At 65.5% G+C, this 20,874-nt stretch carries 18 protein-coding genes and 3 tRNA genes; 6 read left to right on the top strand and 15 right to left on the bottom strand.

Features of this window, described 5'->3' with window-relative positions; translation table 11 throughout:
- Positions 1-35 precede the first annotated feature (35 nt).
- Positions 36-1,367 (top strand): deoxyguanosinetriphosphate triphosphohydrolase, encoded by a 1,332-nt coding sequence (locus AR540_RS06895; RefSeq protein WP_059227248.1) that lies wholly within the window; start codon positions 36-38, stop codon positions 1,365-1,367.
- Between the two features lie 11 nt (positions 1,368-1,378).
- Positions 1,379-4,000 carry a ligase-associated DNA damage response DEXH box helicase gene (locus tag AR540_RS06890; RefSeq protein WP_059227246.1) on the top strand — a complete coding sequence of 874 codons (2,622 nt, stop codon included), beginning with the start codon at positions 1,379-1,381 and terminating at the stop codon, positions 3,998-4,000.
- Here the strand turns inward: AR540_RS06890 and AR540_RS06885 are convergent.
- Positions 3,954-4,805, bottom strand: a complete 852-nt coding sequence (locus AR540_RS06885; RefSeq protein WP_059227244.1) for a CvfB family protein — start codon at positions 4,803-4,805, stop codon at positions 3,954-3,956. The two genes, AR540_RS06890 and AR540_RS06885, sit on opposite strands and share 47 nt — an antisense overlap.
- A 255-nt stretch (positions 4,806-5,060) precedes the next feature.
- On the opposite strand from AR540_RS06885, the gene AR540_RS06880 reads away from it, so the two are divergent.
- From AR540_RS06880 to dacB, 4 genes are all read left to right on the top strand, one after another.
- Positions 5,061-5,270 carry a cold-shock protein gene (locus AR540_RS06880; RefSeq protein ID WP_007159089.1) on the top strand — a complete coding sequence of 70 codons (210 nt, stop codon included), beginning with the start codon at positions 5,061-5,063 and terminating at the stop codon, positions 5,268-5,270.
- A 106-nt stretch (positions 5,271-5,376) separates the two neighbouring features.
- Positions 5,377-6,030: a hypothetical protein gene (locus AR540_RS06875; RefSeq protein ID WP_059227243.1), complete on the top strand. Its 654-nt coding sequence runs from the start codon at positions 5,377-5,379 to the stop codon at positions 6,028-6,030.
- 26 nt (positions 6,031-6,056) lie between these two features.
- Complete coding sequence (locus AR540_RS25700; protein WP_167371465.1) at positions 6,057-6,206, top strand: hypothetical protein; 150 nt, start codon at positions 6,057-6,059, stop codon at positions 6,204-6,206.
- A 168-nt stretch (positions 6,207-6,374) separates the two neighbouring features.
- Complete coding sequence (gene dacB / locus AR540_RS06870) at positions 6,375-7,838, top strand: D-alanyl-D-alanine carboxypeptidase/D-alanyl-D-alanine endopeptidase (RefSeq protein ID WP_059227239.1); 1,464 nt, start codon at positions 6,375-6,377, stop codon at positions 7,836-7,838.
- A gap of 360 nt (positions 7,839-8,198) precedes the next feature.
- On the opposite strand, the gene AR540_RS24395 is transcribed toward dacB, so the two are convergent.
- From AR540_RS24395 to alaS, 14 genes are all read right to left on the bottom strand, one after another.
- Positions 8,199-8,357 carry a DUF3309 family protein gene (locus tag AR540_RS24395; RefSeq protein ID WP_007159093.1) on the bottom strand — a complete coding sequence of 53 codons (159 nt, stop codon included), beginning with the start codon at positions 8,355-8,357 and terminating at the stop codon, positions 8,199-8,201.
- 209 nt (positions 8,358-8,566) lie between these two features.
- Entirely contained in the window at positions 8,567-10,222 is a 1,656-nt protein-coding gene (locus AR540_RS06865) for a cation acetate symporter (RefSeq protein WP_059227236.1), read from the bottom strand.
- Complete coding sequence (locus AR540_RS06860; RefSeq protein WP_059227234.1) at positions 10,219-10,530, bottom strand: DUF485 domain-containing protein; 312 nt, start codon at positions 10,528-10,530, stop codon at positions 10,219-10,221. Before AR540_RS06860 ends, AR540_RS06865 begins: the two co-directional genes overlap by 4 nt.
- Before the next feature lie 296 nt (positions 10,531-10,826).
- Entirely contained in the window at positions 10,827-11,729 is a 903-nt protein-coding gene (locus AR540_RS06855) for an efflux RND transporter periplasmic adaptor subunit (RefSeq protein WP_059227232.1), read from the bottom strand.
- A 29-nt stretch (positions 11,730-11,758) separates the two neighbouring features.
- Positions 11,759-11,962, bottom strand: coding sequence for a DUF1656 domain-containing protein (locus AR540_RS06850; RefSeq protein ID WP_059227230.1), 204 nt, complete (start codon positions 11,960-11,962; stop codon positions 11,759-11,761).
- A complete protein-coding gene (locus AR540_RS06845) occupies positions 11,949-13,952 on the bottom strand; it encodes an FUSC family protein (protein ID WP_059227227.1) in 2,004 nt (667 codons plus the stop codon). The genes AR540_RS06850 and AR540_RS06845 overlap by 14 nt, the downstream gene beginning before the upstream one ends.
- 154 nt (positions 13,953-14,106) lie before the next feature.
- Positions 14,107-15,105, bottom strand: coding sequence for a tRNA dihydrouridine synthase (locus AR540_RS06840; RefSeq protein ID WP_059227225.1), 999 nt, complete (start codon positions 15,103-15,105; stop codon positions 14,107-14,109).
- A 2-nt stretch (positions 15,106-15,107) separates the two neighbouring features.
- On the bottom strand, positions 15,108-15,548 hold the full coding sequence (locus AR540_RS06835) for an acyl-CoA thioesterase (protein WP_059227223.1): 441 nt from the start codon (positions 15,546-15,548) through the stop codon (positions 15,108-15,110).
- Positions 15,549-15,755: 207 nt separating this feature from the next.
- A tRNA-Arg gene (locus tag AR540_RS06830) sits at positions 15,756-15,832 on the bottom strand.
- Between the two features lie 60 nt (positions 15,833-15,892).
- Positions 15,893-15,969: transfer RNA gene (locus AR540_RS06825), tRNA-Arg, on the bottom strand.
- A 106-nt stretch (positions 15,970-16,075) separates the two neighbouring features.
- Positions 16,076-16,166 (bottom strand) — tRNA-Ser (locus tag AR540_RS06820).
- A 61-nt stretch (positions 16,167-16,227) separates the two neighbouring features.
- Complete coding sequence (gene csrA / locus AR540_RS06815; protein ID WP_007159101.1) at positions 16,228-16,413, bottom strand: carbon storage regulator CsrA; 186 nt, start codon at positions 16,411-16,413, stop codon at positions 16,228-16,230.
- Between the two features lie 154 nt (positions 16,414-16,567).
- Positions 16,568-17,803, bottom strand: a complete 1,236-nt coding sequence (locus AR540_RS06810) for an aspartate kinase (RefSeq protein WP_059227222.1) — start codon at positions 17,801-17,803, stop codon at positions 16,568-16,570.
- Between the two features lie 300 nt (positions 17,804-18,103).
- Positions 18,104-20,728, bottom strand: coding sequence for an alanine--tRNA ligase (gene alaS / locus AR540_RS06805; protein WP_059227220.1), 2,625 nt, complete (start codon positions 20,726-20,728; stop codon positions 18,104-18,106).
- Positions 20,729-20,874 lie beyond the last annotated feature (146 nt).

The raw sequence follows: 20,874 nt of genomic DNA, 5'->3' as shown, positions 1-20,874 counted from the left end.
GCGCTCCCCCTACCGGTGATAGCTCGAGGACGGCCTTGGACTGGCAGACACTTCTTACCCGCGAACGGCTGGGCAAACCCCTGCACAGCCCGGATGAACTGGGGCGCAGCCCCTTTCACAAGGACCATGACCGCATCATCTTCTCCGGCGCCTTCCGCCGGCTGGGCCGCAAGACCCAGGTGCACCCCGTCACCAGCAACGATCACATCCACACCCGCCTGACCCACAGCCTGGAAGTCAGTTGCGTCGGGCGGTCGCTGGGCATGCGCGTCGGCGAGAGCCTGAGGGGCGCCCTGCCCGACTGGTGCGACCCCAGCGATCTCGGCATGGTGGTGCAGTCCGCCTGCCTGGCCCACGACATCGGCAATCCGCCCTTCGGCCACTCCGGCGAGGATGCCATTCGCTACTGGTTCACCCAGGCCGCCGGCCGCGGCTGGCTGGACGACATGAGCGAGGCGGAGCGCCAGGACTTCCTGCACTTCGAGGGTAACGCCCAAGGCTTCCGGGTGTTGACGCAGCTCGAATACCACCAGTTCGACGGGGGCACCCGCCTGACCTACGCCACCCTCGGCACCTATCTCAAGTATCCCTGGACCTCGCGCTATGCGGCGGCCCCGGGCTACAAGAAGCACAAGTTCGGCTGTTACCAGAGCGAGCTGCCGCTGCTGGAGCAGATCGCCGAGAAACTCGAACTGCCGCTGCTGGGTCCGGAGCGCTGGGCGCGACATCCCCTGGTCTACCTGATGGAGGCTGCCGACGACATCTGCTACGGCCTCATCGACCTGGAAGACGGGCTGGAGATGGAGCTGCTGGACTATGCCGAAGTCGAGGCCCTGCTGCTGGGCCTGGTCGGGGACGATCTGCCGGAAACCTATCGGCAACTGGGCCCGCGGGATTCCCGCCGGCGCAAGCTGGCGATCCTGCGCGGCAAGGCCATCGAGCATCTGACCAATGCCACCGCCCGCGCCTTCGTCCAGCAGCAGGATGCCCTGCTCGCCGGTACCCTGGGCGATGACCTGGTCGAGCACATGGACGGTCCGGCCAAGCTCTGCGTGCAGCGGGCCAAGGCCCTGGCGCGGGAGAAGATCTTCCACGACAAGCGCAAGACCCTGCACGAGATCGGCGCCTACACCACCCTGGAGATTTTGCTCAATGCCTTCTGCGGCGCGGCCCTGGAACAACACCGCGGACGCGAACCTTCGTTCAAGAGCCGGCGCATCCTCGACCTGCTGGGCAATAGCGCACCCGATCCCTCCTGGACGCTGCACCAGGCCTTCATGCGGGTGATCGACTTCATCGCCGGCATGACCGACAGCTACGCCACCGCCATGGCGGGCGAGATGACCGGGCGCTCCAGCCCGGTCTAAGGAGCCTCGATATGGCTACCGCGACGCGGTCGCGCAAGGGCCCTGGCAGCCGCTGGCTGGCCACCCAGGGCTGGAAGGCCTTTCCCTTCCAGCGCGAGGTGGCTGGCGCCATTGCTGCCGGGGAATCCGGGCTGCTGCACGCCACCACTGGCTCGGGCAAGACCTATGCCGTCTGGCTCGCCGCCCTGGATGCCTTCGTGGCGCCCAAGGCCCTCACCGCCAAGGGCCTGCCCAGCAAGCGCAAGCAGGCACCGCCGCCGCTCACGGTCCTCTGGCTCACCCCCATGCGCGCCCTGGCCGCGGACACCCTGCGCGCCCTGGAGCGCCCGGTGCTCGATGAAGGCCTGGAGTGGACCCTCGGCCTGCGTACCGGCGATACCGGCAGCAGCGAGCGAGCCAGGCAGAATCGTCGCCTGCCGACGGCCCTGGTCACCACCCCGGAAAGTCTGTCCCTGCTGCTGTCCCGCGAGGATGCCCAGGAGGCCCTGGGGCAGGTCCGCCTGGTGGTCATCGATGAGTGGCACGAGCTGCTCGGCAACAAGCGCGGCACCCAGACGCAACTCGCCCTGGCGCGACTGCGGCGGTGGAATCCGGGCCTGCTCACCTGGGGCCTGTCGGCCACCCTCGGCAACCAGGCCCATGCCCTCGACGTCCTGCTCGCCGGAGCCCCCGGTCATCTGGTGCAGGGCCGCCAGGACAAGCGCCTGCAGGTCGACACCCTCTTGCCCGAAGGCGGCGTCGAGCGCTTCGCCTGGGCCGGTCATCTGGGCATGCGCCTGCTGCAGCAGGTGATCCGCGAACTCGACGACAGCCCCACCACCCTGGTCTTCACCAATACCCGCGCCCAGACCGAACTCTGGTACCAGGCCCTGCTGCAGGCCCGTCCCGACTGGGCCGGCCTGATCGCCCTGCACCATGGTTCCATCGAGAAACAGGCCCGTGAATGGGTGGAAGCCGGGCTCAAGAACGGCCAGCTCAAGGCGGTGATCTGCACCTCCAGCCTGGACCTCGGCGTGGACTTCCTGCCGGTGGAGCGAGTGCTGCAGATCGGTTCGCCGAAGAGCATCGCCCGCCTGCTGCAACGCGCCGGCCGCAGCGGCCATGCACCAGGACGCGCCTCCCGCGCCACCCTGGTACCTACCTATAGCCTCGATCTGCTCGACGCCGCGGCCGCGCGCCGGGCGGTGGCCGCTGGAGAGATCGAAGCACGCAGCGCCCCGCTCAAGCCGCTGGACGTCCTGGTACAGCACCTGGTGACCGTGGCCCTCGGCGGCGGCTTCAGACCAGACGACCTGCTGCCGGAGATCCGCAGTACCTGGGCCTACCGCGAGCTCGGTGACGGCGAATTCGCCTGGGCCCTGGCCTTCGTCCGTACCGGCGGTGCCTCGCTGTCGGCCTATCCCGATTACCGCCGTGCCGAGCCGGATGCCGAGGGGATCTGGCGCGTCCCCGACAAACAGCTGGCCAAACGGCATCGCCTCGGCATCGGCACCATCGTCAGCGAGACCAGCCTCAACGTGCAGTTCTGGTCCAAAGGCGGCGGCGGCAATCGCCTGGGCAACATCGAGGAAGGCTTCATCGCCCGCCTGCGCCCCGGCGATCACTTTCTCTTCGCCGGCCGGACCCTGGAACTGGTGCGGGTAGAGAACATGACGGTCTATGTGCGCCGGGCCAGTGGCCGCAAGGCGGCCATTCCACGCTGGAGCGGCAGCCGCATGCCGCTATCGGGTACCCTGGCCAAGCATGTCCTGGCGCTGCTGGAAGAAGCCGAGGCCGATCGCTACGACAGTCCGGAAATGCGCCTGCTGCAGCCACTGCTAGACATCCAGCGGCAATGGTCGGCCCTGCCCAGCGCCCACTACCTGCTCGCCGAAACCCTGGAGTCCCGCGAGGGCTCGCATCTGTTCCTCTATCCCTTCGCCGGTCGCCACGCCCACCTGGGGCTCGCCAGCCTGCTGGCCTGGCGGTTGGCCCAGCGACGACCTTGCACCTTCTCCATCGCCGTCAACGACTACGGCCTGGAGCTGGTCTCGCCAGTCAGCCTGGACTGGCCTCAGTTGCTCGACACCAGCCTCTTCACCACCGACGACCTGCTCGGTGACATCCTCGCCAGCCTCAACGCCGCCGAACTGGCCCAGCGCCGCTTCCGCGAGATCGCTCGCATTTCCGGCCTGATCTTTTCCGGCTATCCCGGTGCCCACAAGAGCAATCGCCAGCTGCAGGCCAGCAGCAGCCTGTTCTACCAGGTGTTCCGCCAGTACGACCCGGACAATTTGCTGCTCGGCCAGGCGCAGAGTGAAGTGCTGCGCCAGGAACTGGATGCCGACCGCCTGCAGCAGACGCTGATCCGCACCGGTGCCCTGCCGCTACGCCTGGTCGCTCTGGAGCGGCCCTCGCCTTTCGCCCTGCCGCTCATGGTGGAGCGGCTGCGCGAGAGCCTGAGTTCGGAAAAGCTGGCCGACCGCATCACCCGCCTGGTCGGCGACCTCGAACGCGAAGCCGGACCGGATGAGCGCGCCCGCGCCTTCGACCCCGAATCCCTGGTTCAGCCGCACCATGACAGCGACCTGACACCACGTCGCTCCGCTAGTCCGCGGCGTCCTCGCGAACGGAAATCCGGTCGTCCTCGATGACGATGCGGCCCTGGCGATAGAGATGGCCGATGGCCTTCTTGAAGTTGCCCTTGCTGACACCGAACAGCTGATGGATCAGCGCCGGCGGACTGGCATCGCTGACCTCCAGCACGCCACCCCGGGCCTTCGCCAGATCGACGATCTGCTCGGCCAGATCGGCGCCGGCCGCGGCGCCCTGGGGCTGCAGCGTCAGGCTGATCTTGCCGTCCGCCCGCACCTCACGGATGAAGCCGCGCTCGCGCTGCCCCGATCGCAGCGGCTTGAACGCCTCGTTGCGATGCACCAGGCCCCAGTGCTTGTTGTCGACGATGACCTTGTGACCCAGGTCGGTCTGTTCGACCACCAGCAGCGGCACCGGCTGGCCGACCTTGTAGCGTGGCGGTTCGCGATCCAGGTAGCGATCCAGGCGCGCCGTGGCGACGATCCGCCGGGTACGGGCGTCCAGGTGCACGTGCACCACGCAGTGATCGCCGACCTGCAGCGGCCGCCTTTCCTCGGAATGGGGCAGCAGCAGGTCCTTGGGCAACCCCCAGTCGAGGAAGATACCGACCCGCTCCACCGCCACCACGCGCAGGCTGGCGAAGCCGCCGACCTGCACCCGCGGCTTCTCGGTGGTGGCGATCAGGCGATCCTCGCTGTCCAGATAAAGGAAGACATTGAGCCAGTCGCCTTCGGCGCAGGACTCGTCGCGCGGCGCATAGCGACGGGGCAGCAAAACCTCGCCATCGCTGCCGGCATCGAGGAACAGGCCGATGGGAGTGTTACGCAAGATCTGCAAGCTGTTGAAGCGACCCAGCAAGGCCATGAGTGGAGACTCCTGTAGAAAACGAACCATTTTACCGCGCCCATCAAAGCCGCTGTCTTGATAGGTAAAATTCACCGAAAAACAGTCGCACGGGGCAACGGAAAGGGTTAGAGTGCCCGCACTGTGTTGCTTGTGTACCGAAAATCGACCTGGTTCGTCTCGATCCACTTTACGGCTCGGTTCTTTGACTCTTTGCACTCAGTCGCGGCCTGGGCGGTCCAGTGCCGTTGTCCAACTTTGTTCAAGGAGAAATCCATGTCTACTCGCCAAACTGGCACCGTCAAGTGGTTCAACGACGAGAAAGGCTTCGGCTTCATCACCCCCCAGAGCGGCCCGGACGTCTTCGTTCACTACCGCTCCATCCAGGGCAACGGTTTCAAGAGCCTGCAAGAAGGCCAAGCCGTTTCCTTCCTGGTCGTGCAAGGCCAGAAAGGTCTGCAGGCCGATGAGGTGCAGGTGATCTGATCACCCGCCCCGTCGAAAAAAGCCCAACCCTCGGTTGGGCTTTTTTTTGGTCCATCGGTAGCTGCGCTACCTTTCGTTATCGGCTCTTAGGGATGAGGTGCGTTTCGTGAAGACTCCAGCCGCTCTGCTCTGCCTCCTGCTACTCGCCGGTTGCGCCGCCTTTCCCGGCGACGAACTCCCGTCCCAGCCGTTCCGCGCCCCCGCGAACGAGCAACAGCATCGCCCCAACGTTCTGGTGGAGTTCAACTTCTACCGTGGCGAAGCCCAGGACAAGGACGCTACCTCCATCGCCGTGGCCCGTGAAGGCCTGAAGCCTAAGCTGCGCGAGGTGCTGGAGCGCTCCGGCCTGTTCGAGCGCATCACCCTGGTGCCCGAGCCCGGCAGACCCGACGACGCCCTGTTGCGCCTCAAGCTCTACAACAGCACCTCCTACGCCGCGGCCATCGCCAGCGGCCTGATCACCGGCGCTACCTTCTTCCTGGTCCCGGGGACCGCCAAGGACGACTATGTGCTGACCGCCGAATGGCTGGCACCCGGCAGCCAGGCACCCGAGCGCGCGAGGAACGCGGCCTCGGTACGTACCTGGATGGGCGTCTGGTTCCTGCCGCTGGCCGCCAGCCATTCGGCCGGCACCGCCATCGAGGAAACCTTCGCTCGCCAGGTCAACGACGCTCTCAAGCAGTTGCAGGCCAGTAGTGCCTTCGCCGACCACTCCTCGCCCCGGGGGAACGGCGCTGCGCCGGCACAGGTCACACCTTGACCGGCAACCACGCAGACGAGGATCCCATGGCCGAAGAACAGCGCAAAGCCGACGAACGCAAGCTGCCCAAGGATGAGAAGCCCCTGCGCAGCGAGCACGCCAAGACCGATGACGGACGCGATCCGCCGTCGCCCAACAGCCCGGACCGTACCAAGGACGCCACGGGCTACAACTGATACTGCACTTTTGCGAAACGACCGCCGCGGCGGTCGTTTCTTTGTCCGCGCCACGTCCTCCGGGGTTGGCTCGTTCCTCCCTCCTTACTGCATAATGCCCACACTTCGACGTCTACCGGCCCCTTTCCTCTCCATCTCGGCCGGTACCCTGCAAAGGTGTGTGTTCCCATGCGAAATCCCTTCCGCTCCCTGGGCCTGCTGCTGAGCTGCTGCGCCCTGGGCTTTTCCCTGCCCGTCAACGCCGATACCTCCTTCCTGCCCCCGCGGATCGAGAAGGCCATGCAGACCAACAAGATCCCCGGTAGCGATCTGTCGCTGGTGATGCTGCCCCTCGATGGGCCGGGCGAGAACGACTACTACAACGCCGACGTCTCCGTGAATCCGGCGTCGACCATGAAGCTGATCACCACCTATGCCGCCCTGGAACTGCTCGGCCCCACCTACCAGTGGAAGACCGAGTTCTACACCGACGGCACCCTCAAGGACGGCATCCTCAACGGCAACCTCTATCTCAAGGGCGGTGGCGATCCCAAGCTGAACATGGAGCGGCTCTGGCTGCTCATGCGCGACCTGCGCGCCAACGGCGTGCTGGAGGTCACCGGTGACCTGGTGCTCGATCGCGGGCGCTTCGTGAAGCCCGAGTTGCCGGCCTTCAACGACGATGGCGAAGACGAGAACAAGACCTTCCTGGTCGGACCGGACTCGCTGCTGGTGAACCTGAAATCGGTGCGCATGGTGGTGCGCTCGGCGGATGGCCGGGTCAGCGTCTCCATGGACCCACCACTGACCAACGTCAACATCGACAACCAGATGCGCGCCACCGCCAAGAGCGGCTGCCCGGCCTGGCCGGACGTGCGCTTCAACCCGGTGCCCCAGGCCGATGGCAGTACCAGCCTGGTGGTCAGTGGCCAGTTGCCGGACGGCTGCAACGCCCAGAGCTATCTCTCCCTGCTGGATCATCCCGCCTATACCGCCGGTGCCGTACGGGCCATCTGGCAGGAACTGGGCGGCAGCATCAAGGGCCGCACCCGTGAGGGCAGCGTGCCGCGCAACGCCGAGCTGCTGGCGCGGGCTTTCTCCCCGGACGTGGTGGAGATCATTCGCGACATCAACAAGTACAGCAACAACACCATGGCCCAGCAGCTGTTCCTCTCCATCGGCGCGCAATTCCGCACCTCGGCGGATGCGGACGACGGCAAGGCGGCACTCCGGGTGATTCGCCAATGGCTGGCGCGCAAGGGCATCAATGCCAGCCACCTGATCATGGAGAACGGCTCGGGGTTGTCGCGCACCGAGCGGGTGAGTGCCCGGGAGATGGCCGAGATCCTCAGATCGGCCTGGCAGAGTCCCTATGCGCCGGAATTCATCGCCTCGCTACCGCTGGCCGGCATGGATGGCACCCTGCGCAAGCGCATGAAGAACTCGCCGCTGACCGGCCAGGCGCATATGAAGACCGGCACCCTGAACAACGTAAGGGCCCTGGCGGGCTTCGTGCGGGACGCCAACGCCCGCAGCTGGGTGGTGGTGGCCATTCTCAACAGCAACCGCCCCTGGGGCGCCTCCTCGATCCTGGACGAGGTGGTGCTGGACCTCTATCTGCGCAGTCGCCAGGATGGCACCGTCGCCAACTAAGAACCCGTTCAAAGTCTGCTGCGCGTCGGCCAAACGGCGTTGAAATGGCCTGGAAGGCCAGCCCCATCCGGGCGGCCCCGTCGCCATGCTCATTTACCCCTCGTAAACCCGAGCGCGGGTACGATCCGCTTCCTCAGCCATTTTCGCAGGGCCGCTTAGGCCCTGTGTGTCTCTAGCTCGTGAAAGGTTGAGCAGGTTCTGAGGCGCAAAACAAAACGGGAGCCTGTGCGAACAGGCTCCCGTTTTGTCTACAACACTCGGCAAGGCAGGCCGGAACGCTGACGTTACCGCGATGCACCGCTATGGGCAAGAACTTTGTCTAAAGCACCATTTCGGGGCATTTCCTGACCTGCCTCGACGCTAGATCATGCCAAGCAACAGCAGCACCAGCAGGACGACCAGAATGGCGCCCACGATGCCGGACGGGCCGTAACCCCAGCTACGCGAGTGCGGAAACACCGGAAGTCCGCCGATGAGCAGGACCAGCAGCACCAGAACCAGGATGGTCGAGAGAGTCATCTGCCATTCTCCAAGAAGTCCAGGAATCGGCCATCGTCGCAATATCAGGATACGGAGCGATGGGCTTATTCCATGGACCCCAGCGGGCCACTGAAAAATCCCGTTGCGGGTGGCCAGACTGCGGATTTGCGGTCCAGGACCAGTCATCCGCCCATGAAAAAGCCCGGATCGATAGCTCGATCCGGGCTTCGGCCTAACCGGGCAGACCATCAGTGGGTGACGGCACCGCTGGAACCCAGGCCGGTCTGGGATCTGACGAACTGCGGGTAAAAGCGCGCCCGCTCTTCCTCGGCCGCCGCCGACTTGTCGGTGATGGAGAAGAACCAGATACCGATGAAGGCCACGGCGATGGAGAACAGTGCCGGGTACTCATAGGGGTAGATCGGCTTGGCGTGACCAAGGATGGTCACCCAGATGGTCGGGCCGAGCACCATCAGAGCCACTGCGGTGATCAGGCCGAGCCAGCCACCGATCATGGCACCGCGGGTGGTCAGCCGCTTCCAGTACATCGAGAGCAGCAGGATGGGGAAGTTGCAGCTGGCGGCGATGGAGAACGCCAGGCCCACCATGAAGGCGATGTTCTGCTTCTCGAAGAGGATACCCAGGGCGATGGCGACCACGCCCAGGGCGACGGTGGTCATCTTGGAGACGCGGATCTCGTCCTTCTCGTTGGCCTTGCCCTGCTTGATCACGCTGGCGTAGAGGTCATGGGAGACCGCCGAGGCACCGGCCAGGGTCAGGCCGGCCACCACCGCCAGGATGGTGGCGAAGGCCACCGCCGAGATGAAGCCGAGGAAGATGCTGCCGCCCACGGCGTTGGCCAGGTGCACCGCGGCCATGTTGCTGCCGCCCAGCAGGGCGCCGGCGGCGTCCTTGAAGGCCGGATTGGTACTGACCAGCAGGATGGCGCCGAAGCCGATGATGAAGGTCAGGATGTAGAAGTAGCCGATGAAGCCGGTGGCGTAGAACACGCTCTTGCGGGCTTCCTTGGCGTCGCTGACGGTGAAGAAGCGCATCAGGATGTGCGGCAGGCCAGCGGTGCCGAACATCAGCGCCAGGCCCAGGGAGAAGGCCGAGATCGGGTCCTTCACCAGGCCGCCGGGGCTCATGATGGCCTCGCCCTTGGGGTGCACGGCGATGGCTTCGGCGAACAGTCGGTTGAAGTCGAAGCCGACGTGCTTCATCACCATGAAGGCCATGAAGCTGGCACCGGACAGCAGCAGCACCGCCTTGATGATCTGTACCCAGGTGGTGGCCAGCATGCCGCCGAAGAGGACATAGAGCACCATGAGGATACCCACCAGCACCACGGCGATGCTGTAGTCCAGGCCGAACAGCAGCTGGATCAGCTTGCCGGCGCCGACCATCTGGGCGATCAGGTAGAGGGCGACCACCACCAAGGAGCCGCAGGCGGACAGGGTACGGATGTCCTTTTGCTTGAGGCGATAGGAGGCCACGTCGGCGAAGGTGTACTTGCCCAGGTTGCGCAGGCGCTCGGCGATCAGGAACAGGATGATCGGCCAGCCCACCAGGAAGCCGATGGAGTAGATCAGGCCGTCGTAGCCGGAGGTGAACACCAGGGCGGAAATGCCCAGGAAGGAGGCGGCCGACATGTAGTCACCGGCGATCGCCAGGCCGTTCTGGAAACCGGTGATGCGCCCACCGGCGGCGTAGTAGTCGGCGGCGGAGCGATTGCGTTTGGAGGCCCAGTAGGTGATGCCCAGGGTGGCGCCGACGAAGGCCACGAACATCAGGATGGCGGAGACGTTCAGGGGTTGGCGCTGGACTGCGCCGCTGATGGCATCGGCGGCCCAGAGCGAAGGCGAAAGGGCCAGCAGTGTGGCAGCCAGGGAAAGACGTCTCATGGCTGCACCTCCCGGAGGATTTCCGCGTTGAGACGATCGAATTCGCCATTGGCCCGGCGGACGTAGATGCCGGTCAGGATGAAGGCCGAAAGGATCAGGCCGACGCCCAGGGGAATGCCCCAGGTCATGGCGGTCTCCGCATGGATACGGGTGCCGAGGACCTTGGGGGCGAAGGCGATCAGGAGGATGAAGGCGGAATAGAGTCCGAGCATGATGGCGGAGAGCGTCCAGGCGAAGCGTCCGCGCTTGGTCACCAGCTCTTGGAAACGCGGACTGGCTTCAATCCGCCGGTAGGTGCTGTCATTCATTATTGTTGTTCCTTACAGCATGACGGGAGCGTCGAGCTCTACTCTAGGCGCGCCCGGTAAGGCTTCCAGACGACTTTAGTCGTACTGAAAAGGGCATGCGCTCGGCCATGCCGCGTTGCAAATTCGCTCGGAATGCTCATTTACCACTCGTAGACTCGAACGCGAGCCCGGTCCGCTTCCTCGCGAATCTGATTCGCTGGCGCTCACCCTAAGGGCCAGCCACTGGCCGTTACTCCCGTTGGTCGTCGCGCCTTGCCTGGCCTTCGCTCGGCGACTTTTCAGCCCATTCGAGACTTTCAGTAGTCCCAGAGCCCGCGCCAGCCCTGCAGCGGATGATGACCCTCGTCATCGAGCACCGATACGCTGGCGGTCATGCCGGCGCTGAGGTGGATCTCGGCCGGCACATCCAGCAATTCGATGCGTACCGGGATGCGCTGCGCCAGGCGTACCCAGTTGAAGGTGGGCTCGACGTTGGCCAGCAGTTGCGCATCGTTGGCCGCGTTACGATCGGTGATTCCGCTGCTGATGCTCGCCACCCGGCCCTGCAGCGGTGCGGCGTGATTCATCAGCCGTACCCGCACCGCGTCACCCGGATGGATGTGGGGAATCTTGGTTTCCTCGAAATAGGCCATGACGTAGAAGGACCGGGTATCCACCAGGGCCATCACCGCCTGGCCGGTCTGCACGTAGTTGCCCTCGGCGAATCTGAGGTTGGTGATGCGACCTTCACGCGGCGCCAGCACCCGGCTGCGGTCCAGGTTGATCTGGGCCAGGTTGACGTCGCTCAGGGCCTCCTGATACTGGCTGCGGGCCACGGCGACATTGACCTGGGCCGTCTCGCGATCCTCGGCGCTGATGGCGCTGGTGCCCAGCCGCTGACGGCGCGCGGCCTCGCTCTCGCGCAGACGCAGTTGTTGCTGGCGCGTCTCGGCCACCGCCTTGGCATGCTCCAGATTGGCCTGGTAGCGCTGCTGGTCGATCTGCATCAGCAGGTCCCCGGGCTTCACCAGTTGGTTGTCCACCACCGCCAGGCGGGTGACCCAGCCCGACACGTCGGGCGCCACCACCACCACGTCGGCGCGGACCCGCGCATCTCGGGTCCAGGGTGTATAGAGATAGAAGTGCCACAGCCAGGTGCCGGCCAGTACCGCGAGCAGTACCACGACCAGGGTTATCGCCACACGCAGGGTCTTGTGCATCGCCGTCTCGATCCTCTTGTCGATAGAGCTCAGGTAGCCAGGACGGCGACGATGCCGGCCAGCCAGAGCACGAACAGGGCGCAGCCGAACAGGGCGCTGTGCCACAGGTAGCGCCCCAGCCCGCTGCGCTGCAGCAGCCACAGGGACAGCGCGGTCAGGACCAGGGCCAGGACGCCATAGACGAACAGCGGTCCGAGATAGACCCCGCCGATCGCCCACTCATGCAGATTCATAGGCACCCTCCTCCTGCTCCACCTTCGGACAACAGCCGCGCCAGGTCTGCTGGAGTTGACCGATGGCGCCGCGCGCGAGCCGATGGGGCTCGTCGTCCGGCGCCCCGTCCAGGGCCAGGCGCAGGCGACTCGCGGCCTCGTCCAGGGCGCTTGGTTGCAGCGCGCCGAAGCCTACGGCCAACCGCTCGGCGAAGAGGGCCAGAAAGGCATCCCGGGCCCGTGCCACCTCGCCCTGGGCACCGGCCAGGCAGGCGCGCAGGTGCAGCAGCTCGTTGCCCAGGTCCAGCGCCAGCAGCCCCTGCTCCCAACGCCTGCGCTCGCCTGGCGGCAGTTGCTCGATATGGCGCGCGAGCAGCAACAGGCGATCCGCCATGCGCCCACCGAACCAGGTCTCGGCGTTGGCCAGGGGGACGGCGGTCAGCCGCTGCAGGTCGTAGGTGGTGGCCTCCAGGATGCGGCGGCTGGTACGCCGCGGCGTGCGCAGGCTGATCAGGCGGAACATCAGCACCGCGAAGCCGACGCCGATCAGCAGACTCTGCAACTGATTGAGCAAGGCCGCCATGCCCACCTGTCCCTGGTTGCTCGGAGAGACCAGTACCAGCAGATGAATGGCGAAGGCCGTCGCCGTGCCCACCACCGCCGGCGGTCCGGCCATCCCCAGGGCGGCGAAGAACAGCGGCACACCCAGCACCAGGCAGAGCAAGGGATAGCCGGAAATCTGCGGCAGCAGCACCTGGCTGATGACGATGGCGACCGGTGCGGCATAGAGGATGCCGCGCAGGAAGCCGAAGCCGATGGTGACGGCATTGTCGCGGTTGGCGAACAGGCTGCAGATCACCCCGGCCATGAGCATGGCTCCGGGCGCCGAGGGCCAGGCGCTGGCCAGCCAGAACACCCCCACACCGAGCAGCGCGCCGGCGCTGCGCAGACCGTAGAGCAGCGCTGTCTGCAGATCACGATGGCGGGCCAGGGCCGAGGGTGCCACGGCGCTGAGCTGCGCCGTATGGACGCTGTCCAGGGCGCGCCCGGCGAGCAGGATCTTGTCCAGCAGGATGGCGAAGCGAGCGAGCAGGTAGCGCTGATCGTTGTCGAGCAAGGGGTCGGCACCCGCCGCCTCGCGCAAACGCTGCAGCAGGGCCTCCAGGGCCGGCGGACGGGGGTCGGCCAGGGTGGCGAGCAGTTCCTCGCGCCAGCCCTGCACCGCGGCGCGCCGGGGCGCATCCAGGGCCCGCCACTGGCGCATGGCACCCCGGGCCGTGCGCAGCAGGCTGAGCAGGTCGCGCGAGAGCAGACGCAACGCCCTGGCGCGTTGCCGACCGCGCTGGCCCTCGAACCAGGTGTGGTCACGCTGGGCATCCACCGCCACCACCTGGCCGAGCATGGCGAGCAGGCCCTGGGTGGCATCCTCGGCCTCAGCCAGCTCCGCCCGCGCCGCTGCCACGCCCTGCTCCCAGGTACGGCGCGCCTGGGCGGCCAGGGTCTGCTCGACGCGCTGCGGCCAGATCAGGGCGCTTACCGCCGAGGCCACCACGATCCCCAGACAGATCTCGGTGCAGCGGGCTACCGCCTGGTCGAACACCGTCAGCGGATGGGCGATGGCCGGCAGGCCGATGATGGCGACCGTATAGCCGGCCAGGACGAAGCCGTAGGAGAGGTGATTGCGCAGCAGCGTGGAGGCAGCCGTACAGAGCGCCATCCAGCTGGCCAGGGCCAGCAGGAACAGCCAGGGCGTCTGGGCGAACAGCCCCATGAGCACCACCGCCATGCAGGTACCGGCCAGGGTACCGAGCAGGCGGAACAGTCCCTTGGCCACCACCATGCCCGACAGCGGCTGGGACACGATCATCACCGTCATGCAGGCCCAGACCGGCTGCTCGAGATTGAAGCGAAAGGCCAGCCACAGTGCCAGTCCGGCGGCGAACAGGGTCTTGCCGGCGAAGGCGAGCGCCGCGGGCGAAGGTGCCAGAAAGACGGTCCAGGGTAGGCGCACTTAGGTTCTAGGATTGCCGGAGGTCCAGCATAGGCCGCGCTGCGCAGGCTAAGTTCCGACCGGTGCAGCAGACGAAAAAAAGGCGACCCGGGGTCGCCTGAAGTGCCTTGCGTGCTCGCGGCGACGACGCTCCGCCGTCACCACCCTTGGCAGCCTAGACGACCGGCGAGGACGCGTATTGATCGAGGTCAAGGTTGGCCGGGCTGGGGCCGTTCAGACCGAGCAGACGATCGATCAGGGCGCAATCGGACTCCCGCCGCACCTGGGCGAACAGCGCTGCGGCCTCGGGATAGCTGCGCGTCAGCATCCCCAGCCACTGCTTGAGTCGACCTGGCGCGTAGCGCGGTGCCAGCTTGCGCTGGGCCATCAGCCAGAACCGCTGCACCAGCGGCAGGATCTCGGCCCAGCCAAGGGGGCGCGCCTCCTCACCGCGCACGGCAGCGGCGATCTGCACCGCCAGGTCCGGGCGCGAGACCAGGCCACGACCCAGCATCACCGAGGCCTGGCCACTGACACTACGGCAACGCCAGTAATCGTCCAGGGTCCAGATCTCGCCATTGGCCAGCACCGGCACGGCTACCCGGTCGGCGACCCGCGCCACCCATTCCCAATGGGCCGGCGGGCGATAGCCCTCCACCTTGGTGCGCGCATGGACCACCAACTGCGCCGCGCCTCCGGCCGCCAGGGCCTCGGCGCAGGCCAGGGCGCTGTCCGGACTGTCATAGCCCAGGCGCATCTTGGCGGTCACCGGAATGGCCGCTGGCACGGCCTGGCGGACGCTCTCGACGATGCGGTTGAGCAGTTCGGGCTCCTTGAGCAACACCGCCCCGCCACGGGACTTGTTGACGGTCTTGGCCGGGCAGCCGAAGTTGAGATCGATCACCGGTGCGCCCTGGGTGCAGGCGAAGGCGGCGTTGTCGGCGAGGCAGGCCGGGTCCGAGCCCAGCAGTTGCACCCGCATGGGCGTGCCCGACGGCGTCCGCGCGCCCTGCGCCAGCTCCGGCGCCAGCTTGGCGAAGGCCGCCGCGGGCAACAGGCGATCGCAGACGCGAATGAATTCGCTCACGCACCAGTCGAGTCCACCGACCTCGGTCAGCAACTCGCGCAGGATGTCGTCGACGAGGCCCTCCATGGGCGCCAGGGCGATCTCCATGTTCAGACGCCCTCCCCTGGCAAGGCCTGGCCGTAACCGGCCAGGAACTCGGGTGGCATGCGCTTGGGCTTGCCGGACGACAGTTCGATGCAGACGAAGGTTGTCCGGGCGCGCAGCAGGGTCACGCCATCGACTGGACGCAGCAGTTGGAACTGGCGAGTCATGCGGAGGCGGTGATCCCAGTCCACCAGCCAGGTGCCCAGCAGCAACTCGTCATCCTGGCGGCCACTGACGAGATAGTCGATCTCGTGGCGGACGACGGCCATCGCCCGATCCAGCCGCCGGAAGGTAGCGAGGTCCAGGCCCAGGGCGCTGGAGTGCTGCCAGGCGCATCGCTCCAGCCAGGTGACGTAGGCCGCGTTGTTGGCGTGCCCCAGGCCGTCGATGTGCTCGGCACCGATCCGCAGCGGCATGACATGGGGAGCCGGTCTGTCCCATTGCATGTTGCGACCCTCTCGCTGGCAATATTCGAAAAACTGAGACCGGGCCTAGGCAGAACCTCGGCAAGGTGATTGACCCCAGATATCTTTATGGAGCCACGGGCAATAAGCACGAATCCATGGGCAATGACCATGAATTCCTGGAGCAATAAACATGAATCCACGGGCAATAAAAAAGGGCCTGCATCGCTGCAGGCCCTTCTTCATGTTTGGCGCACTCGGGAGGATTCGAACCTCCGACCGCTCGGTTCGTAGCCGAGTACTCTATCCAGCTGAGCTACGAGTGCGTTTCGGTGCGTTTAGCCAGAACACCGCTGGTACTGCTGAAGCCAGAGGCTTCGTCGATTTGGCGCACTCGGGAGGATTCGAACCTCCGACCGCTCGGTTCGTAGCCGAGTACTCTATCCAGCTGAGCTACGAGTGCGTTGAAGCCGTGTATTCTAGCCACCGTTTCTGACGTGTCAAGCGAATTTGCTTGTTTATCAGGTACTTACCTTCGAGGTCAGTACAGCGGAGCCAGGTCTTGCAAATGGCGGTGAGGGAGGGATTCGAACCCTCGACACCCTTTTGAGGTGTACTCCCTTAGCAGGGGAGCGCCTTCGGCCACTCGGCCACCTCACCGCAACGGGGCGAAACTATATCGAAGGTTTGCCCATTTGCAAAGAGAAAAATTCAAAAAAAATCAGTGGTTTGGTTCTTGGTCCTTTTCCTTCTGGATGCGCTGGTAGATTTCCTCGCGATGAACCGCGACTTCCTTGGGCGCGTTGACACCGATCCGGACTTGGTTGCCCTTGACTCCCAGCACCGTCACGGTGACTTCGTCACCTACCATCAGGGTCTCACCAACCCGACGAGTCAAAATAAGCATTCCATTCTCCTTAAGCTTTAACCCAGTCTGCACGAATAACCCGGAACGATCCCTGAATGGACCCTCTAGTCGCTATTGACCTGCATTCATGCAAGGAAAGTTCCGCAGCCCGGGCGATAGATGAAGCCCCTGTGGCAGGGGCCTCGCTTCACGATCACTCGGCGCCGCGTGCCGGGGCGTCGAGTTCGAAGGCGGTGTGCAATGCGCGCACGGCCAGCTCGAGGTATTTCTCCTCGATGACCACCGACACCTTGATCTCGGAGGTGGAGATCATCTGGATGTTGATGCTCTCCTTGGCCAGGGCTTCGAACATCTGGCTGGCCACACCGGCATGGGATCTCATGCCGACGCCGACGATGGACACCTTGGCGATCTTGGTGTCGCCCACCGACTCCCGCGCGCCGATCTCGACGCCGGTGCGCTTGAGGATCTCCAGGGCGCTCTGGTAGTCGTTGCGGTGCACGGTGAAGGTGAAGTCGGTGGTGTTATCGTGCGCCACGTTCTGCACGATCATGTCGACTTCGATGTTGGCCGCGCTGATCGGGCCGAGGATCTTGAAGGCCACGCCGGGGGTATCCGGCACACCGCGAATGGTCAGCTTGGCTTCGTCACGGTTGAAGGCGATGCCGGAGATGATCGGCTGTTCCATGGATTCCTCTTCATCAAGGGTAATGAGGGTGCCCGGACCCTCCTGGAAGCTGTGCAGCACGCGCAGCGGCACGTTGTACTTGCCGGCGAATTCCACCGAGCGGATCTGCAGCACCTTGGAGCCGAGGCTGGCCATTTCCAGCATCTCCTCGAAGGTGATCTTGTCCAGGCGCTGGGCCTGGGGCACCACGCGGGGGTCGGTGGTGTAGACGCCATCGACGTCGGTATAGATCTGGCACTCGTCGGCCTTCAGCGCGGCCGCCAGGGCCACGCCGGTGGTGTCGGAGCCACCCCGGCCAAGGGTAGTGATGTTGCCCTGCTCGTCGACGCCCTGGAAGCCGGCCACGACCACCACCTTGCGCGCCTTGAGGTCGGCACGGATGCGGGCGTCGTCGATCTGCTGGATGCGCGCCTTGGTGTGGGCGCTGTCGGTGAGGATGCGCACCTGGCTGCCGGTATAGGACACCGCCTGGACGCCGCGCTTGAGCAGCGCCATGGCGAGCAGGCCGATGGTGACCTGCTCGCCGGTGGAGACCATGACGTCCAGCTCACGCGGATCGGGTTGCTCCATGATCTGCTTGGCCAGGCCGATCAGGCGGTTGGTCTCGCCACTCATGGCCGACACCACCACCACGATCTCGTCACCCGCTTCATGGAAGCGTTTCACCTTGTCGGCGACCTGCTCGATACGCTCCACCGTACCCACCGAGGTACCGCCGAATTTCTGTACGATCAATGCCATTGCTTGCTGCCCGTCCGCAGAAAAATCTGATTTACATTGTTGGATGAGGTTTCGGGTCGCCCTCCCCTGGCAACCCGCACCCGCTTAGCAGCTGTTCACGATCTCGCGAGCTAGAGCCAAACAAGGCGCAACGACCACCGGGAGTAACAGCCAACGGCTGGCCCGAAGGGTGAGCGCTAGCGAATCAGATGCCTGAGGAAGCGGATCGGACCCGCGATCGGGTTTACGCAGGGTAAATGAGCATTCCGAAGGCATTTTCAACGCAGTTTGGCCGACGCGCAGCAGATAGTGAACAGCTTCTTAGAGGCTTTCCTCGGCGTATTGACCAGCACAAGCCAGGGCCGCTTCGAGCTGGCTGGCGTCGGTGCCGCCGCCCTGGGCCATGTCCGGCCGACCGCCACCCTTGCCCCCGACCACGGCCGCGGCGCGCTTCATCAGCTCGCCGGCCTTGAGCTTGGCGGTCAGGTCAGCGGTGACGCCGGCTACCAGCACTACCTTGCCGTCGGCTTCGCCGCCCAGCAGGATCATGCCGCTGCCGAGCTTGTTCTTGAGCTGGTCGACCAGCGCCAGCAGTGCCTTGCCGTCGAGGCCGTCCAGGCGCGCGGCCAGGACCTTGGCGCCCCGGACGTCCACCGCCTGATTGACCAGGTCACCGGCCGAGGCGCTGGCGGCCTTGGCCTTCAGCTGCTCGACTTCCTTTTCCAGCTGGCGATTGCGTTCGATCAGCGCGGCCAGCTTGTCCAGCACGTTGTCGCGGCTGCCCTTGAGCAGGCTGGCGGCTTCGCGCAGTTGCTCCTCGGCGCCATTGAGATAGGCCAGGGCCGCGGTACCGGTGATGGCTTCCACGCGGCGCACGCCGGAGGCCACGCCGCCCTCGCTGACCAGCTTGAGCAGGCCGATGTCGCCGGTCTGGGCCACATGGGTGCCACCGCACAGCTCGACGGAGAAATCACCGCCCATGCCGACCACGCGCACCACGTCGCCGTACTTCTCGCCGAACAGCGCCATGGCGCCACGGGCCTTGGCCTCGTCGATGGCCATGACCTCGGTAGTCACGGCGCTGTTCTTGCGGATCTCTTCGTTGACGATGGCCTCGATGCGCTTGAGCTCTTCGGGCTTGATGGCCTCGAAGTGGCTGAAGTCGAATCTCAGGCGCTGGTCGTTGACCAGGGAGCCCTTCTGGTGGACGTGATCGCCCAGCACCTGGCGCAGCGCCGCGTGCAGCAGGTGGGTGCCGGAGTGGTTCAGGGCGATGCCCTGGCGGCGGCCGGCGTCGACCTGGGCCATGAGTGAGGTGCCGACGTTGAGGCTGCCCTTGGTCACCACGCCGTGGTGCAGGAAGGCGCCCTGGGTCTTGGTGGTGTCACGCACGGCGAAGCCGACGCCGGCGCTCTCCAGGGTACCGGTATCACCGACCTGGCCACCGGACTCGCCGTAGAACGGCGTCTGGTCGAGGATGACCACGCCCTCCTCGCCTTCGGCCAGGCTGTCCACCGGCTGGCCGGCGCGGTACAGGGCGACGATGGTGCCCGAGGCACTGGTGGTGTCGTAGCCGAGGAAACGGGTCTCACCCTCGACCTTGACCAGGCTGTTGTAGTCCACGCCGAAGGCACTGGCGGAACGAGCCCGCTCGCGCTGGGCCTCCATCTCGCGCTCGAAGCCTTCCTCGTCGAGGCTCAGGTTGCGCTCGCGGGCGATGTCGTTGGTCAGGTCCACCGGGAAGCCGTAGGTGTCGTAGAGCTTGAACACCACGTCACCGGGAATGGTGTCTCCCTGGAGTTGTGCCAGATCCTGCTCGAGGATCTTCAGGCCCTGCTCCAGGGTCTTGGCGAACTGTTCTTCCTCGGTGCGCAGCACGCGCTCGATGTGCGCCTGCTGCTGCACTAGCTCGGGATAGGCCTGACCCATCTCGGCCACCAGGGCCGCGACGATCTGGTGGAAGAAGGTGCCCTGGGCGCCCAGCTTGTTGCCGTGACGGCAGGCGCGACGAATGATGCGGCGCAGCACGTAGCCGCGGCCTTCGTTGGACGGCAGCACGCCATCAGCGATCAGGAAGCTGCAGGAACGGATGTGGTCGGCCACCACCTTGAGCGACGGGGCGTCGTCGTTGGCGCAGCCGATGGCTGCGGCCGAGGCCGCCAGCAGGTTCTGGAACAGGTCGATCTCGTAGTTCGAGTGTACGTGCTGCAGTACGGCGCTCACCCGCTCCAGGCCCATGCCGGTGTCGACGCTGGGCGCGGGCAGCGGATGCAGGACGCCATCGGCGGTACGGTTGAACTGCATGAAGACGTTGTTCCAGATCTCGATGTAGCGATCGCCGTCTTCTTCCGGGGAGCCGGGCGGGCCGCCCCAGATCTCGGGACCGTGGTCGAAGAAGATCTCGGTGCAGGGGCCGCAGGGACCGGTGTCACCCATGGTCCAGAAGTTGTCCGACGCGTAGGGCGCGCCCTTGTTGTCGCCGATGCGCACCATCTGCGCCTCGGGCACCCCGACTTCCTTGGTCCAGATGTCGTAGGCCTCGTCATCGGTGGCATAGACGGTGACCCAGAGCTTTTCCCGGGGCAGGCCCAGCCAGTTCGGCGAGGTGAGGAATTCCCAGGCGAAGTGGATGGCGTCGCGCTTGAAGTAGTCGCCGAAGCTGAAGTTGCCCAGCATCTCGAAGAAGGTGTGGTGGCGCGCCGTGTAGCCGACGTTTTCCAGGTCGTTGTGCTTGCCGCCGGCACGCACGCACTTCTGGCTGGTGGCGGCGCGGGTATAGCTGCGCTTTTCCATGCCCAGGAAGCAGTCCTTGAACTGGTTCATCCCGGCATTGGTGAACAGCAGGGTCGGATCGTTCGCGGGGATCAGCGAACTGGAGGCGACGCGGGTGTGCCCCTTCTCTTCGAAGAAGCGGAGGAAGGCTTCGCGGATTTCGGCGCTTTTCATATTCATTCCAGACAATGGGCTTTTCGACGCGCGTGACGGGCATCCGACCTGGATCGCAGACGAGACGAACGAAGCGGGCGCCGCAGACGCGGCACGTGCGGAAAACGGACACGCATGCCTGGGAGTATATCGACGCCCGCGCCCCG

The sequence above is a fragment of the Pseudomonas sp. EpS/L25 genome (assembly GCF_001512295.1).
Classification (GTDB): Bacteria; Pseudomonadota; Gammaproteobacteria; order Pseudomonadales; family Pseudomonadaceae; genus Chryseomonas.
The sequence above is the reverse complement of the archived record's forward strand: the minus strand, read 5'-3'. Positions and strand labels throughout refer to the sequence as shown.